The 15421-nt window shown below is 71.8% G+C and carries 13 protein-coding genes and 1 pseudogene; 4 read left to right on the forward strand and 10 right to left on the reverse strand.

Features of this window, described 5'->3' with window-relative positions; genetic code table 11:
• Window positions 1–13 precede the first annotated feature (13 nt).
• On the forward strand, window positions 14–583 hold the full coding sequence (thpR, locus tag ACGFWI_RS36315) for an RNA 2',3'-cyclic phosphodiesterase (protein WP_393910343.1): 570 nt from the start codon (window positions 14–16) through the stop codon (window positions 581–583).
• A gap of 357 nt (window positions 584–940) precedes the next feature.
• Here thpR and ACGFWI_RS36320 read toward each other — a convergent pair whose 3' ends face one another.
• The gene (locus tag ACGFWI_RS36320; RefSeq protein WP_393910344.1) at window positions 941–1939 is read right to left on the reverse strand and encodes an aldo/keto reductase; all 999 of its coding nucleotides are present in this window, start codon (window positions 1937–1939) and stop codon (window positions 941–943) included.
• Window positions 1940–2052: 113 nt separating this feature from the next.
• The gene (locus ACGFWI_RS36325) at window positions 2053–2745 is read right to left on the reverse strand and encodes a GDSL-type esterase/lipase family protein (protein WP_393910345.1); all 693 of its coding nucleotides are present in this window, start codon (window positions 2743–2745) and stop codon (window positions 2053–2055) included.
• 137 nt (window positions 2746–2882) lie between these two features.
• On the opposite strand from ACGFWI_RS36325, the gene ACGFWI_RS36330 reads away from it, so the two are divergent.
• A complete protein-coding gene (locus ACGFWI_RS36330) occupies window positions 2883–3878 on the forward strand; it encodes a hypothetical protein (protein WP_393910346.1) in 996 nt (331 codons plus the stop codon).
• A 21-nt stretch (window positions 3879–3899) separates the two neighbouring features.
• Here the strand turns inward: ACGFWI_RS36330 and ACGFWI_RS36335 are convergent, their stop codons facing one another.
• From ACGFWI_RS36335 to ACGFWI_RS36345, 3 genes are all read right to left on the reverse strand, one after another.
• On the reverse strand, window positions 3900–4346 hold the full coding sequence (locus tag ACGFWI_RS36335) for a PPOX class F420-dependent oxidoreductase (protein WP_393910347.1): 447 nt from the start codon (window positions 4344–4346) through the stop codon (window positions 3900–3902).
• 235 nt (window positions 4347–4581) lie between these two features.
• The gene (serC, locus tag ACGFWI_RS36340) at window positions 4582–5700 is read right to left on the reverse strand and encodes a phosphoserine transaminase (protein WP_393910348.1); all 1119 of its coding nucleotides are present in this window, start codon (window positions 5698–5700) and stop codon (window positions 4582–4584) included.
• A gap of 95 nt (window positions 5701–5795) precedes the next feature.
• Window positions 5796–6881, reverse strand: coding sequence for a helix-turn-helix transcriptional regulator (locus tag ACGFWI_RS36345; protein ID WP_393910349.1), 1086 nt, complete (start codon window positions 6879–6881; stop codon window positions 5796–5798).
• A gap of 54 nt (window positions 6882–6935) precedes the next feature.
• Here ACGFWI_RS36345 and ACGFWI_RS36350 point away from each other — a divergent pair, with 54 nt between their 5' ends.
• Together ACGFWI_RS36350 and ACGFWI_RS36355 are read left to right on the forward strand one after the other, a co-directional pair.
• Window positions 6936–8519 carry an FAD-binding oxidoreductase gene (locus ACGFWI_RS36350; RefSeq protein ID WP_393910350.1) on the forward strand — a complete coding sequence of 528 codons (1584 nt, stop codon included), beginning with the start codon at window positions 6936–6938 and terminating at the stop codon, window positions 8517–8519.
• A gap of 96 nt (window positions 8520–8615) precedes the next feature.
• A complete protein-coding gene (locus tag ACGFWI_RS36355) occupies window positions 8616–11543 on the forward strand; it encodes an FAD-binding and (Fe-S)-binding domain-containing protein (protein ID WP_393910351.1) in 2928 nt (975 codons plus the stop codon).
• Between the two features lie 160 nt (window positions 11544–11703).
• Here ACGFWI_RS36355 and ACGFWI_RS36360 read toward each other — a convergent pair whose 3' ends face one another.
• The 5 genes and pseudogenes from ACGFWI_RS36360 to ACGFWI_RS36380 form a co-directional block, all read right to left on the reverse strand.
• Window positions 11704–12147: a hypothetical protein gene (locus ACGFWI_RS36360; RefSeq protein WP_393910352.1), complete on the reverse strand. Its 444-nt coding sequence runs from the start codon at window positions 12145–12147 to the stop codon at window positions 11704–11706.
• A gap of 288 nt (window positions 12148–12435) precedes the next feature.
• A pseudogene (locus ACGFWI_RS36365) lies at window positions 12436–12639 on the reverse strand (transcriptional regulator); the annotation flags it as partial.
• Window positions 12636–13487: a helix-turn-helix domain-containing protein gene (locus tag ACGFWI_RS36370; RefSeq protein WP_393910353.1), complete on the reverse strand. Its 852-nt coding sequence runs from the start codon at window positions 13485–13487 to the stop codon at window positions 12636–12638. The pseudogene ACGFWI_RS36365 and the gene ACGFWI_RS36370, both read right to left, overlap by 4 nt.
• A gap of 10 nt (window positions 13488–13497) precedes the next feature.
• Window positions 13498–14037, reverse strand: a complete 540-nt coding sequence (locus tag ACGFWI_RS36375; protein ID WP_393910354.1) for a DUF6879 family protein — start codon at window positions 14035–14037, stop codon at window positions 13498–13500.
• A gap of 735 nt (window positions 14038–14772) precedes the next feature.
• The gene (locus ACGFWI_RS36380) at window positions 14773–15390 is read right to left on the reverse strand and encodes a GPP34 family phosphoprotein (protein ID WP_393910355.1); all 618 of its coding nucleotides are present in this window, start codon (window positions 15388–15390) and stop codon (window positions 14773–14775) included.
• Window positions 15391–15421: the final 31 nt, after the last annotated feature.

Here is a 15421-nt window from a genome sequence, read left to right on the forward strand (position 1 = left end):
CCACACTGACCGCATGAGACTCTTCGCCGCCGTCCTGCCGCCCGCGCCCGCGATCGAGGAACTGGCCGCCGAGGTAGCGCAGTTGAAGCGGCTGCCGGCCGCCGACCGGCTGCGGTGGACCGGCCGGGACAGCTGGCACTACACCCTTGCCTTCTACGGCGAGGTGCCCGAGGAGATCGTCCCCGAACTGCGGGAACGCCTGGGCCGCGCCGCCGGTCGCCGCGACCCCTACGCGCTGCGGATCGCCGGCGGCGGCCGCTTCTCGGACCGGGTGGTGTGGGCCGGGGCGGACGGCGACCGGCCCGCCATGCGCACGCTCGCCGACGCGGCGTCGGCGGCGGCCCGCCGGGCCGGCATCTCCATGGACGAGCAGCACCGCCCGTACACCCCCCACCTCACCCTCGCCAGAAACCGCGTCCCCGATCTGGACCTGCGCCCGTACGCGACCGCTCTCAAGGACTTCGCCGGGGCCTCCTGGACGGTCGACGCACTTTCCCTGGTGTGCAGCCATCCGCCCGTCCCCGGGGTGGCGGGCAAGCAGCCCCGGTACGAGACGGTGGGGACCTGGCCGCTGGGCCACTGAGCGCCGCCGGACCCGTCGGCCGGGTACCGCCGGGCTGCCGTGGGGCGGGTGGCCGGGTACCGCCGGGCTGCTGTCGGCCGGGCGGCCGGGTACCGCCGGGCTGCCGTCGGCGGTCGGCCGCGTACCTCCGGGCCGCCGCCCGCCCGCCCGCCGTGTACCCCGGGCCGCTGAAACGTTCGGATCTGCCCCGGTTACGCTCAGAGGGTGGACCCCAAAACCCGTAACCGGATCATGTCCGGCCTGCTCGCCGTCCTGCTCGTCGTCGTGATCGTGGCGGCGGCGCTGCACTGAGCGATGGCGTGGCCGCTGCCGAGCGCCCGACAGCCGGCCTGACCGGCCGCCGGGCGCACAACGCGCTCACCAGGCGAAGGCCTCCGGGGTCGGGCCGGGGCCGGGGAAGATCTCGTCCAGCGAGGCGAGGAGCTCGTCCGGCAGTTCCAGTTCGACGGCGCGCAGCGCGGAGGCGAGCTGGTCCGTGGTGCGGGGGCCGACGATCGGGCCGGTGATGCCGGGGCGGGTCAGGAGCCAGGCCAGGGCGACCTCGCCGGGCTCCAGGCCGTGCTTGTCGAGCAGGTCCTCGTAGGACTGGATCTGGGCACGGATCGCGGAGTTGGCGAGGGCATCGGCGGAGCGGCCGACGCCCGAGCGGGCCGCGCCCCCCTCGCGCTCCTTGCGCAGGGCGCCGCCCAGCAGCCCGCCGTGCAGCGGGGACCAGGGGATGACGCCCAGGCCGTAGCCCCGGGCGGCCGGGATGACCTCCATCTCGGCGCGCCGCTCGACGAGGTTGTAGAGGCACTGCTCACTGACCAGGCCCAGCGAACCGCGGCGGGCGGCCGTCTCGTTGGCGCGGGCGATGTGCCAGCCGGCGTGGTTGGACGAGCCGGCGTAGAGGATCTTGCCCTGCTGGACGAGGACGTCGATGGCCTGCCAGATCTCGTCCCAGGGCGTGTCCCGGTCGACGTGGTGGAACTGGTAGAGGTCGATGTAGTCGGTGCCCAGCCGCTTGAGACTCGCGTCCACCGAGCGCCGGATGTTGAGCGCGGAGAGCTTGTCGTGGTTGGGCCAGACCGGGCCGCCTTCCGGTGCCATGTTGGCGTAGGCCTTGGTGCCCAGCACGGTCTTGTCGCGCCGGCCGCCGCCCTTGGCGAACCACGACCCGACGATTTCTTCGGTACGGCCCTTGTTGGCGCCGAAGCCGTAGACGTTGGCGGTGTCGAAGAAGTTGACGCCCGCGCCCTGCGCGGCGTCCATGATGGTGTGGCTGTCGGCCTCGTCCGTCTGAGGCCCGAAGTTCATCGTCCCGAGGACGAGTCGGCTGACCTTGAGTCCGGTGCGTCCGAGCTGCGTGTACTTCATGGTTGTTCAGCCAACGCCTTCGAGTGCTCTCGAAGCAAGGACCACGGGGGGTGGCGGGCACGGCTCGTCGTGGTTCCGGGCGAGGGGCGGTGTTCCCGCGGGACGTGGGGGCCTCAGTGAGCCGACAGCACCCCGTACGGCGCCCCGACCCCCCACGCCTGATGCATCGCCCCGGCGAACGCCCCCGCGAGCAGCCGCTCTCCCCACTCCGACGGATGTGTCCCGTCGTACGTGGCGCGCTCGGTCTCCCATCCGTCCGGCTCGGAGGCCAGCAGCAACGGCGAGCCGGGGGTGGAGAGATCGGCGACGGCCTTGGCCAGCAGCTCGTTGAAGCGCTCGCACTGCGTGCCGAATGCGGTGTCCGCCGCCGCCCGCACATTGGGTATCACGGGCATCAGCACCGCCCGTATGTGCGGCGCCGCGTCCCGGGCCTGCGCCACGAACTCCCGCACGTTCTCCGCGGTCTGCTCGGCGTTCGTATAGAAGCCGAGGTCGATCAGGCCGAGCGAGACCAGCAGGGTGTCGGCGTCATACCGGCGCACCATGTCACCGATGACCGGCGCCATGTGCAGCCAGCCCTCGCCCCAGCCGGCGAGATGGCGGCGGGCCTCCTCCGGGAAGCGGGGGTCGGCGTAGGCGGACGAGGTGGGGACGCCCCCGACGGGGTCATGGAGCGTGTGGCGCGGTCCGACGATGCGGTACGGGCCGTCGAACGTCGCGTTCAGGTGCTGCCACATCCGGTAGCGCCACGTGTAATCGCCGGTGCTCCCAATCGTCATCGAGTCACCGACGAACATGATCCTCATCCGGCCATGATGGCCGAGATCCCCTACTGCTCGGTACGTGACGCTGGACACGCCCCCGGGGGCCGTGCGGTGCGGGCGGGGGTGAGGCGGGCGGCGGCCGCGCCACGCACGGTGGCCCGGGATGGCAGTCTGTGCCCATGCGTTCGCTTCTGTGCGCGGCCGGTGCCGCGGGAATCCTGTGGTCGGCGGCCGTGGTGCCCGCCGCCGCCGCCGAGCCCGACGGCTTCACCATCGGCGATCCGCGGATCACCGAGTCCAGCGGCCTGGCCGCCAGCCGGGCGCACCCCGGGATCTACTGGACCCACAACGACAGCGACGACGGCCCGTACGTCTACGCCGTCGACGGCGCGTCCGGCCGTACGGTCGCCAGGATCACGCTGCGCGGCATCGGCACCCCGCGCGACGTCGAGGCGATCTCGATCGGCCCGGACGGCGATATCTACGTCGGCGATATCGGCGACAACCTCGGCGGCAGCTGGAACCACGTCTGGATCTACCGCTTCCCCGAACCGAAGAAGCTGCGCGACGCCACGGTCACGGCGACCCAGTTCGATGTGAAGTACGCGGACGGGCCGCGGGACGCCGAAGCGCTGATGGTGCACCCCAAGACCGGCCGGGTCTATATCGCCAGCAAGAAGCAGGACGGCGGTGGCGCCCTCTACGAGGGCCCGCAGCGGCTCACCACCTCCGGCACCAACGTCTTCCGCAAGGTCGCGCCGATCGACCTGTGGGTGACCGACGGTGCGTTCTCCCCCGACGGCACCCGTCTCGTGATGCGCAGCTACTTCGGCGCCCGGATCTACCGCTGGCAGGACGGCCGCCCGAAGGACCTCGGCAGCGTGGGCGTACCGGTCCAACAGCAGGGCGAATCGGTCACCTTCACCCCTGACGGCCGCACCCTGATGTACGGCTCGGAGGGCAGCGAAAGCGACGTCAAACCGGTCGGCCTGAGCGACAACCAGCTGCCGGACGCGGCAAAGAACGACCCGGCGAACGGCGACGACGCCAACAGTCAGGGCGGAAAGGGAAGTTCGGGGACGGACCTGGACCCCAGCTTCATCAAGGGGGCGATGGTCTTCGCCGTCGCCACGGCGCTGGTCGTCGGGCTGCGCAGGCTGCTGCGGCGGCGATAGCCGCGGGGGAGCGGCCGGTCCCTAGATCCCCAGCCCCGATTCCTCCGCCGTCCGCTCCCGGCCCGCCTCGCCCTCGACCAGCCGCAGTTCGTAATGGAGCGTCCGGTCCTTCTTCAGCCGGTGCGCCAGCGGCACCAACAGGCCGTGGAGGAGGGGGTACTTCCGGGTCAGCGAACGCTCGGCGCGCCGGTACTCCCTGGTCTGCGGGTCCAGCAGCCGCACCCGTGCCTGCACGGCGGGCCCGGTGGGGCGGCCCCGCCAGGTGGCGGCGCAGATCTCCACCTCCGGGAAGTTCCGCATCCGCTTGGCCTTCCAGGCGCTGCTGTACGTGCGGATATAGGCGTGGTCGCCGTCGACGGCGATATTGACCGGCGTGCCGACGCCGGTGCCGTCCCGCTTGAACGTGGTCAGCAGAACCGCCCCCTGCCGCTCGAAGGGGGCGAGGCCGGGGCTCGGGGGATTCGTCATGGCTCCCATACAGGCACATCCGGCCCGTTTCGTCATGCCGCGGTACGCCCGTTCGGGCGGCTACGGGGTCTTTGCTCCCTCCATACGGCGACGCGGCCACGCGGCTTGACGGAGCGTCGGCCGGTCGCCCCCTCCTTCCCCCGGTGAAGGCGGCGGCGAGGTTTCCGGGCCGGCACGACGCACAGGCCCCGGCGGTTGCCCGCCGGGGCCTGGGATGACGCGTACGGACTGACTGCTACAGCTTGCCGATCACATGGTCGATGCAGGCCGTCAGGGCCTCGACGTCCGACGGGTCGATCGCCGGGAACATCGCGACCCGCAGCTGGTTGCGGCCGAGCTTGCGGTACGGCTCGGTGTCGACGATGCCGTTGGCGCGCAGGGCCTTGGCGACGGCGGCGGCGTCGATGTCGTCGTCGAAGTCGATGGTGCCGATGACCTGCGAGCGCTTGGCCGGGTCGACGACGAACGGGGTGGCGTACTTGGAGTCCTCGGCCCAGCCGTAGAGGGTGCGCGAGGAGGTGGCCGTGCGGCGGACCGCCCAGTCCAGACCGCCCTGGCCGTTGATCCACTCCAGCTGCTCATTGAGCAGGAAGAGGGTGGACAGCGCGGGGGTGTTGTACGTCTGGTTCTTGAGGGAGTTGTCGATCGCCGTGGGCAGCGAGAAGAACTCCGGGATGTGGCGGCCGGAGGCGTGGATGGCGCGGGCGCGCTCCAGGGCGGCGGGGGAGAAGGCCGCCAGCCACAGACCACCGTCGGAGGCGAACGACTTCTGCGGGGCGAAGTAGTAGACATCGGTCTCGGTGATGTCCACGGGCAGGCCGCCGGCGCCGGAGGTGGCGTCGACCAGCACCAGCGCGCCCTCGTCGGCGCCCGCGACCCGCTTGATGGGGGCGGCGACACCGGTGGAGGTCTCGTTGTGGGTGAAGCCGTAGACGTCCACGCCCTGCTCCGCCTCCGGGTCCGGGTGGCTGCCCGGGTCGGCGGAGATGACGGTGGGCTCGTCCAGCCACGGCGCCAGCTTGGCGGCCTTGGCGAACTTCGAGGAGAACTCACCGAAGCTGAGGTGCTGGGACTTGCGCTCGATCAGGCCGTGCGTCGCGATGTCCCAGAACGCGGTGGAGCCGCCGTTGCCGAGCACGACCTCGTAGCCCTCGGGGAGCTGGAAGAGATCGCGTACGCCGTCGCGCACCGCGCCGACCAGGTTCTTGACCGGGGCCTGGCGGTGGGACGTGCCGAGAAGGGAGCTACCGGTGGCGGCGAGGGCGCCGAGCGCCTCCGTACGCACCTTGGAGGGGCCCGCGCCGAAGCGTCCGTCGGCGGGCTTGATGTCAGCGGGAATCTGGATATCAGCCACGGGAGAAGCCTAATCCGTCGTGCTGCGGGGTTCGGCGGCGCGTCCAGCCGGTGAGATGACGGCTGCTCGTACGGTGGACGTGCCGGGGAGGGGCGCTATCGGGACGGGGTGTCCGCCGCGTAGACGGCGGTGAGGGCGGCGGCGGCCTCGGCCATCACCCGGCGGGCCTCGGGCGGGTCGAGTACTTCGAGGGAGTCGCCGAACTGCAGCAGCTGACGGACGGCACCGAGGACCGGGTAGGCCAGCTCGATGGTGGCCCAGCCGGCCCCGGAGCCCTCGTCGGCCCCGGAGCCCTCGCGGTCCCCGCTCCCGGCGCCTTCGCCGTTTCCCGCGTCCTCGCTGTCCCCTGAGGCCTCCTCGCCGTCGCCTGAGTCCTCGCCGTCACCCGTACGCGGCGGCCCGGTCAGCGCCCCGCCGAGGATCCGTACGGCCAGGTCGAGCCGGTCGCGGCGGATCCGGGCGGTCACCCTGACGCCCGCGGGCCGCTCCTCCACCTGCCGCCGCAGCTGCCGCCAGACCTCGGCGAGCTCGACGCCCGCGCGGCGCCGTACCGGGGCGTCGGTGAGGGTCGCCGACGCCACCCGGTCGGCCCGGAAGAGCTGCGGTCCGCCGCGCCGGTCCGCGACGAGGTACCAGGTTCCGGCCTTGGCCACCAGCCCGTAGGGGTCGACGGTGTACGTCCGCAGTCGGGTCTCGCCGCTGTGGCGGTAGCGGATGCGCAGCCGTCGGTCGGTGAAGACGGCGGTGTGGAGTTCGTCCAGGTCGACGGCGGGGCGCGGGCCGCTCATCCACTTGTCCGGGTCGACCAGGATGCGGCTGCCGGCCAGCTCAGCGGCCGGCCGGTGCGGGGCCGGCAGCGCCGCCATCACCTTGCGCAGCGCCGAGCCGAGCGCCTCGTCCAGCCCGAGCGCGGTGTGCGCACCCTGCGCGGCCAGGATGAACAGGGCGCGCGCCTCGTCGGTGGTCATCCCCGTGACATCCGTACGGAAGCCGGGCAGCAGCGCGATCCCGCCGTGCCGGCCGCGTTCGGCGTAGACCGGCACTCCGGCCGCCGACAGCGACTCGATATCGCGGTAGACGGTCCGGGCGGATACCTCCAGCCGCTCGGCGAGCTCCCCGGCCGGCACCCGGCCGCGGGTCTGCAGGAGCAGCAGGATCGAGAGGAGCCGGTCCGATTTCACAGGCGCATTTATATATGACGGCAGGTGTCAAGTTATCGCGGCAGAGTGCGCGGCATGGAGATCAACGACCTCTCACGGACGCACCACGCCCCCGCTCTCGACCCCGCCGCCCTGCACACCCTCATCCCCGAGTCCCAGGGCCCCGTCCTCGTCCCCGGCGACGACGCCTACGACGCCGAACGGTCCGGATTCCAGCGGGCGTACCGGCACCGGCCGGCCGTGATCGTCGGTGCGGAGTGCGCCGGGGACGTCATCGCCGCCGTGCGCTTCGCCCGCGCCCAGGGTCTGCCGGTCGCGGTCCAGGCCACCGGGCACGGGCTATCCGCGGCCACCGACGGCGGGCTGCTGATCAGTACGCGGCGGATGGACGGGGTGCGGGTGGACGCGGCGGCCCGTACCGCGCGGGTCGAGGCGGGTGCCGTCTGGGGGCAGGTCATCGAGGCGGCGGCCCCGTACGGGCTCGCGCCGCTCAATGGCTCCTCCCCGGGCGTCGGCGTCATCGCGTACACCCTCGGCGGCGGCGTCGGGGTGCTGGCTCGTACCTATGGCTTCGCCGCCGACCAGGTGCGCTCCGTCGACCTCGTCACCGCCGACGCCCGGCAGCGGCAGGTCACCGCGGACAGCGATCCCGAGCTGTTCGGGGCGCTGCTCGGCGGCGGCCACGGCCTCGGGGTGGTGACCGCGATGGAGTTCGGGCTGGTGCCGGTGGCCCGGCTGTACGGCGGGCAGCTGGTGTTCGGCGGCGAGCAGCTCGACGAGGCGTCGGCCGCGTATCTGCGCTGGACCGCGACCGTCCCGGACGAGCTGACCTCGTCGCTCGCGCTGATCGCCTACCCGGACCTCCCGCAGCTGCCCGAGCCGCTGCGCGGCCGCTATCTCGCGCAGATCCGGATCGCCTACACGGGGAGCGCCGAGGAGGGCGAGCGGCTGGTGGCACCGCTGCGGGCGGTGGGGCCCCGGGTGAGTGACGAGCTGCGCGAGATGCCGTACGCCGAGTCGCACACCATCCACCGGGACCCGAGCGATCCGCATGCCTACGACGGTGACAATGCGCTGCTCAGCGGGCTGGACGCGGCCGCGCTGCACCGGGTGGCCGCGCTGACCGGGCCGGACGCGCCGACGATGTGCGTGGTCCAGCTCAACCATCTCGGGGGTGCGATGGCGCGGCGGGGCGGGCCGGACGAGGTGGCCGGTGCCGTCGGCCACCGGGACGCCCGGTTCGCGCTGCGGCTGCTGTCGCCGCTGATCGGATCGGATACGGGCGATGAGTCCGGCGACGGCACCGGCGATGAGTCCGGCGCCGACCGGTCCGGCTCCGATGCGCACCGCTCCGACGGGCCTGGCTCCGATGAGCCGTGCGCCGACGGACCCGATGCCGCCCTCGCGACCGTACGGGCGCTGCACGCCGAGGCGCTGGCCGCCGTCGAGCCCTGGCGGATCGGCCGGAGCGTGAACTTCCTCTTCGGCCCGCACGGGGAGCGGCCGGACGCCGCGGAGGTGGCACGCAGTGTGCACGACGCCGACGACCACCGGCGGCTGGCCGGGCTCAAGGCCCGCCACGACCCGGAGAACGTCTTCCGCTTCCACCCGTCCGGGGCCGCAGCGGCCGGCCGGACACCGGCCCCCGCTCACGGCTGACCGCTCACCACCGCCCCCGACCGGCCCCGGCCACCGACCCCAACTCACGGCCCCGTCGATCCCCCATGAACCCGCTCCAGTGGGCAGGCTGGAGACATGGCTGATCGTACGGAGACGGAGAAGCGGAACCTGGCGAAGGAGTTGGCGGCCGCGGTACGGGGGGAGGTCTCGTTCGCCGCGGCCGACCGGGCACTGATGACGATGGACGCGTCCAATTACCGGCGGGTGCCCAAGGCGGTGGTCGCGCCCCGGGACGCCGAGGACGTGGCGGCAGCGCTGCGGGTGTGCCGGGAACACGGGGTGCCGGTGGTGCCCCGCGGCGGCGGGACCAGTATCGCCGGGCAGGCGACCGGTACCGGTGTGGTGCTGGACTTCACCCGGCACATGCGACGGATCGAGTCACTGGACCCCGCCGCCCGCACCGCCGTCGTCCAGCCCGGCGTCATCCTGGACGACCTGCGGGCGGCGGCCGGACAGCACGGACTGACCTTCGGACCCGACCCCTCCACCCACAGCCGCTGCACCCTCGGCGGCATGATCGGCAACAACTCCTGCGGCTCGCACTCGGTGGCCTGGGGCACCACCGCCGACAGCGTCCGCGAGCTGGAGCTGCTGACGTACGGCGGCGAGCGGGTGCGGGCCGGCCGCGGCACCGGCCCCACCGGCGCCCCCACCGGACTGCCCCCGCGGCTGCGGGACGGCGTCAAGGCCCTGGTCGACGCGGAGTTGGCGCTGCTGCGCACCGGCTACCCCGACCTCCCCCGCCGGATCTCCGGCTATGCCCTGGACGCGCTGCTGCCGGAAGCGGGCACCGACCTCGCCCGCGCCCTCACCGGCAGCGAGGGCACCCTCGGCGTGCTGACCGAGGCCACCGTGAGCCTGGTGGAGACTCCGGCGGCGCGGGCCCTCGCCATCCTCGGCTACCCCGACGAGAGCGCGGCGGCCGAGGCGGCGCACACCCTGCTGCCGCACCGGCCGATGACCGTCGAGGGGATGGCCGCCGACCTCGTGGGCAGCGCGGCCGGACTGCCCAAGGGCGGCGCCTGGCTGTTCGTGGAGATGGGCGGCGCGAGCCCCGGCGAGGCGACGGCACGGGCCGAGGCGCTCTGCCGGGCGGCGGCCGCGGACGGCGCCACCGACCACACCGTCTTCACCGACCCGGCCGGCCAGCGCGCCCTGTGGCGGATCCGCGAGGACGCCTCCGGCACCGCGACCCGGCTGCCCGACGGCAGCGAGGCCTGGCCCGGCTGGGAGGACTGCGCCGTACCGCCGGACCGGCTCGGCCCGTACCTGCGGGACTTCCGCGCCCTGCTGACCCAGCACGGCCTGCGCGGCACGCCCTACGGCCACTTCGGCGACGGCTGTATCCACGTCCGTATCGACTTCGATCTGCTGACCGAGCCCGGCATCCGCCGCTTCCGGGAGTTCTCCTACGACCTGGGCGACCTGGTGGTGGCGCACGGCGGCTCGCTCTCCGGCGAGCACGGCGACGGCCAGGCCCGCGCCGAACTGCTCCCGAAGATGTACGGCCCGGAACTCGTCGGCCTCTTCGAGCGGTTCAAGTCGCTCTGGGACCCGGCCGCCGGGCTCAACCCGGGCATGCTCGTCCGTCCCGCACGGCTCGACGAGAACCTCCGCTTCGAGCTGCTGCCCAAGCGCCCGGTCCCGGTCGAGTTCGGCTACCCGCACGACAACGGGGACTTCTCCGCGGCCGTACGGCGCTGCGTCGGCGTCGCCAAGTGCCGTAACGCCGCGACCGGTCCGGGCTCGACGGACGTCATGTGCCCGTCCTTCCGGGCCACCGGCGAGGAGCAGCACTCCACCCGCGGCCGGGCCCGGCTGCTGCACGAGATGCTGGCCGGCGAGGTGATCACGGACGGCTGGCAGTCGCCGGAGGTACGCGATGCCCTCGACCTCTGCCTGTCCTGCAAGGGGTGCCGCAGCGACTGTCCCGTAGGGGTCGACATGGCCACCTACAAGGCGGAGTTCCTGCATCACCACTACGAGGGCCGGCGGCGCCCCGCCGCGCACTACTCCATGGGCCGCCTCCCCCAGTGGCTGCACGCCGCGGCCCCCGTCGCACCCGCCCTCAACGCCCTCGCCCGTACACCGCTGGCCGCCGTCGGCAAGCGCCTCGGCGGGATCGCGCCCGAGCGCCCGATCCCCGAGCTGGCCACCGAGACCTTCACCCGCTGGTGGTGGCGCCGCCGGAAGACGGCGGCCCCCGAGGCCCTTTCCGGTTCCGGCCGCACGGTCATCCTCTGGCCCGACACCTTCACCAACCACCTCTCCCCGGAGGTCGGCCGGTCCGCCGTACGCGTCCTGGAGGCCGCCGGACTGCGCCCCCTCCTCCCCCCGACCGCACCCCCGCGCCCGGCCGGGTCCCCTCCGCTGCCGCGCCGCCACCGCCCCCTGTGCTGCGGCCTGACCTACGTCTCCACCGGCCAGCTCGACCAGGCCCGCGCGGTGATGCGCCGCACGGTCGACACCCTCAGCCCCCTGCTCCGCGACGGCCACCCCCTGGTCGTCCTCGAACCGAGCTGCGCCGCCGCCCTGCGCACGGACCTCCCGGAACTCCTGTCCGACGATCCCCGGGCCGCCCAACTGGCCGATTCCGTACGGACCTTCGCGCAGGCCCTGGAGGAACTGGCCCCCGACTGGCAGCCCCCGCGCATCGACCGCCCCGTCGCCGGCCAGACCCACTGCCACCAGCACGCCGTCCTGGGCGACGCGGCCGACCGCCGCCTGCGCGAACGCGCCGGTCTCACCGGCCAGTTGACCGGCGGCTGCTGCGGTCTCGCGGGCAACTTCGGCTTCGAGCGCGGCCACTACGACGTGTCGGTGGCCTGCGCGGAGGACCAACTCCTCCCCGCCGTACGGGAATCCCCCGAGGGGACGGAGGTCCTCGCCGACGGCTTCTCCTGCCGGACCCAGCTCGATCAGCTGGGCGACCGGCCGGGACGGCATCTGGCGGAGGTGCTGGCGGAGGCGTTGGGGGAGGCATTGGGGGAGGAGAGCACCTGAGGCGAGGGCCGCGGCGGCCGCCATCCGCCGGGCCGCCGCGACGGTGCTGCGGTGCTGCGGGGCTGCGGGGCGCGCCGGGGGGCCGTGAGGGCGGTGCCGGGGACGTCGTCGGCTCCGGCACCGTGGCCTGCGGGCGTCGAGGAGTGGCGTGGGCCCGCCGCTACCCGGTGGCGAACGCCGACCGCATCCGCCTGCTGTTCACGATCACCACGACACCCAGCAAAAGGACCCCGCACAGGGTCTGTTCGGCCTTCAGCCACACCGGGAAGGCGCCGGGCAGCGCGACGATGACCGCGATGGCCATCAGCATGACGCCGGACGCCAACCGCAGCCGCAGATAGGACCGGCTGTGGCCACGGCCCGTCCGCGCCGCGAACGAGACCATGAGCAGGGAGGTCGCGACGACGATGGACGCGCGCACCCACACGGCGTCGGTCACGAGGTCGGGGTGGTGACGCAGCAGGATGATGGCGAGGAGCGTGAGCCCGCTGAGTACGGCGTAGCAGCCGACGAGCACCTTGGTGCTGCGCAGCGCCCGCCGGAGGTGCGGATGGCGGAGATCTCCGCCGGACGGTGCGACGGAGTGCGGCCTCGGGGAGTTCATGGTGATCCTTTCTGCGTCGTGCGCACCGCGGCTCCCGGCGTCCGGGAGGGCGTGACGCGTGGGGTCACCGGATGCGGCGCGGTCGTGCCCCGCGGAGAGGTGACGGTGGGACCGTGGCCGCGCGAGCCGCAACAGGCGTTGCGGTGGCGGCTCCTGCCGCGCGGACGGCCGGTTCCAGGGTCGCCCCCGCCCGCTGCCGCTTCATCCTTCACACGGACGAGAGGCTGCCCCGGCCGGCCTCAGGGACCTTCCGGGGCCGCCCCGTAGTGGATTTGCTCAGCAACCGTTCCAGCCCTCCGTCTGCAACAGGCCGGGCACAAGGGTGGAGGAGTAGATACGGAACAGCTGGGTTTCTTGGAATAACTGGACCAAACTGTGCTGGAGCGGTTTCAGCCCGTCACCTACCTTGTGGCGCCATTCGGTGTACGTCGACTCGGAATTCGGTGACTGCGGCAATGCGCGCATCCTTGTGCATCCAGTAAGGGGCGTCATGGGGAACAGAGCAACCGACGGGCTCTGTTGATCACGTTCTGCGCCTCGGTGCCGTAGACGGCAGACTCCCGGAGTGTGTTCCAGACGTTCAGGTACAGGGCGATGCTGTCTGCGTCCTCCAGCCACAACTCTGCATGCCAGTCCTCGGTGACTGCCAGCCGGTTGTCCAGCACGTAGAAGCCGTTGGCCGCAGGAATCTTGAGCGATGCGCTGAAGGGCACTATCCCCAGCTCTACCGTGTCCAGGCCGATCACGCCTGTGAGGCGGTCAAGCTGGGCGGCGAGCGCTGAGGGAGGGCAGATCCGGGCGTGCAGCGCCGCCTCCCACATGATGATGCGGAACTTCCTGCCGGGCTGGTACAGCAGCTCTTGGCGCCGTAGCCTGGCTCGTACAGCTTCATCCGTGTCGCGCGGAGAATTCTGGAGTTCCGCGTAGCGGGTAAAAATGCGCCGTGCGTAATCGGCCGTCTGAAACATTCCTTCGATGATGGATTCTTGCCAGCCGTGTATGACCTTGGTCCGCGCCACTTCGGTGTTCCAGTTTTCTTGTACTGGACGATGTCCCGAGGCAAGTTGACGCCGCCACGACCGGATCTGTGATTCGAAACCTTGTAGGCGCGCATACAGCTCGGTGAATGCCTCGGGCTGTTCAGTGGCGTCTACCCACGCTCGAAGGTCTTCCGGGCTGGCGGTCTGCTTCCCGTTTTCCAGCTTGTAGATCTTTGAATGTGTCCAGCCGAGACGTTGTGCCAGCTGGGGCCCGGTGAGCCGGCCTCCAGGACGCGAGATGCGGAGTTCGCGCAGGCGCACTCCGAGCGCGGCTCGCGCTTGTTGGTAGTCCGTGCTCACCGGGTACGACTCACTCCTCGGTTGCGGCTACCAGCGCCGCGAACTCTTCGTAGGGGGAGGAGTGATGCAGCGCGGCATCGCGTGCCTGGGCGTACCGCATCACTTCCGCGGGATTCGTGATCAATTCGACGTGGAGGAGAGTGTCGGCCTCATCGAAGTACAGCAGTGCGATGAACCTTGAGTCGAAGATCCAGAAGTCTTCGGCGGGCAGTTGAAGCCGCTCAGCGTCGGCGCGCCACAGGTTGCGCATCTCCTCTCCTGTGGCTGAGTTGCGCTTCGCGTTGTCGAGTAGGTACAGCTGGCCGGTAGTCGGAGGATTGTCGATGATGCGCACCCGGCCGACGCGCTTACCGACTTTCGTTTGTGCACGCATGTTCCTGCACCATTCGTCGTCGGGATCCCATGTCACAGTGCCCGTCTCGACGAACTCGCGGTAGGTCTCGTCCTCGCGGTCGGAGGCATAGCCACGGCGGCTCTCCAGACGCCATGCCGAATGTTCGAACGTCTTGAAAAGCTGGGCGAACTCGGCCAAGTTGATGATCTTGGGCACGCGCGTGACCTCCTTGGGGCCGAAATCAACGAGTAGCTCCGGTGGCACGACCACTGCGATCTCGCCGTCGTATAAGTGCTGGAGTTGGCCGAGGTCTTCGGGTCATGACCGCACCAGCAGACGCAGCAGTGGCGGAAGTCGTCGAGGCGGCCGGATGAGTACTCCCACGAGCGCGTCCATGACGCACAAGTGCCCCGAGTGCCACGGCCTTGAGCGCGGCCGGAAGCAGGCCGCAGCGGCCCGGGATCTCAGCAGGGTGACCGACTTCGATGTCCTCATCGCACGCCATCGTGCGAGGCACCGGACGAAGCCGTGAAGGGGCGGGGAACCGCACTCCGCGTACGGGCTTGAACGAGCCGCGGCCGGGTGACCGGTAGCCGACGCGATCGCTGACGGGGCCGGCCGGCGGGACGGCGTTCCGTCAGACCCGCGGCGGCCCTGCGAAAACTCCCGCCCCGGCCGTCATTCCCTGGGCAGGACACGGCCGGAGCGGGCGGGCCCACGAGGGGCCCGCCCAAGTGCACGACGACGCGCGGACCGACCGTGCGTCGACACAGCACCCGAGGAGAGCACCATGCGATACCGCCTCGATCCGGTCAAGTACGGCGGCGATGAGGGCGACAACGAGGGCGACAACGAGGGCGGCAATCCCAACGGAGGCTGTGGCGACGGCCAAGCCTGTGGCCGCCAGCAGTCCGTGGACCGGACGGCCCCGTCCCTCCACGGGTGCGGTCGTCATCCGCCCGGGCCCCGCCAGATATTGCTGAAGGCCTCCTCGTCGATGGCTCGCCGTTGGCGTTCGAATTCCAGCTCGTTCACCGCGTCGGTGACGGCGGCGAGCACTGTCTCCACCGCGGTGTCGTCCACGTCCGCAGGTTCCTCTGTCCGCTCGCCGCGGATTCCGAGGGGCGCCGCAAGGCCGGCGAGGAGGGGCTCGCCCGAGGTCCAGCGGCTCGCCGCCCCGCGGCGTTCGGGCGAATCGGCCAGCGTCATCTGGCCGCCGGTCCGGAAGGGCAGCCAACGGCTGCGGGGTTGCCGAGTGAGCTGCCCTTCCGCCTCGAGGGCGGTGAGGTAGGCCGTGGAGAGGCCGCGGCCTCTGCGCCACAGCCAGTCGTAGACCGACTCGTACGGCGGTTGTTGGTCGAGTGCCGACGCGGCCTCGTCCATGAGGCGATCGGCCACGGTCGGACGGTAGCCCGGCACGATGCGGTCGCCGTCCAGGCTGATGGCTTGCGCGTCCAGGAGGTCGATCAGCTCGGCGCCCGCGAGCGCGAGCGACAGACTGCCGCGCTCCAGAGTGCGACTGGATTCCAGGTCCATGGCGACGAACAACAGGTCCCGCGGTGTGGTCATGAAGGGCTCCACGTCAGGGCATCAGGAGCAT

Source organism: Streptomyces sp. NPDC048434 (assembly GCF_043200375.1).
In the GTDB taxonomy this organism is placed as follows: Bacteria; Actinomycetota; Actinomycetes; order Streptomycetales; family Streptomycetaceae; genus Streptomyces.

Excerpts from the sequence above, each read along its gene's own strand:
- ACGFWI_RS36320 (WP_393910344.1), bottom strand. The coding sequence starts at position 1,939 with ATGAAGTACACGCAGCTCGGACGCACCGGACTCAAGGTCAGCCGACTC.
- ACGFWI_RS36355 (WP_393910351.1), top strand. The coding sequence starts at position 8,616 with ATGGCTGATCGTACGGAGACGGAGAAGCGGAACCTGGCGAAGGAGTTG.
- ACGFWI_RS36380 (WP_393910355.1), bottom strand. The coding sequence starts at position 15,390 with ATGACCACACCGCGGGACCTGTTGTTCGTCGCCATGGACCTGGAATCC.
- ACGFWI_RS36325 (WP_393910345.1), bottom strand. The coding sequence starts at position 2,745 with ATGAGGATCATGTTCGTCGGTGACTCGATGACGATTGGGAGCACCGGC.
- thpR (WP_393910343.1), top strand. The coding sequence starts at position 14 with ATGAGACTCTTCGCCGCCGTCCTGCCGCCCGCGCCCGCGATCGAGGAA.
- ACGFWI_RS36330 (WP_393910346.1), top strand. The coding sequence starts at position 2,883 with ATGCGTTCGCTTCTGTGCGCGGCCGGTGCCGCGGGAATCCTGTGGTCG.
- ACGFWI_RS36360 (WP_393910352.1), bottom strand. The coding sequence starts at position 12,147 with ATGAACTCCCCGAGGCCGCACTCCGTCGCACCGTCCGGCGGAGATCTC.
- ACGFWI_RS36335 (WP_393910347.1), bottom strand. The coding sequence starts at position 4,346 with ATGACGAATCCCCCGAGCCCCGGCCTCGCCCCCTTCGAGCGGCAGGGG.
- ACGFWI_RS36350 (WP_393910350.1), top strand. The coding sequence starts at position 6,936 with ATGGAGATCAACGACCTCTCACGGACGCACCACGCCCCCGCTCTCGAC.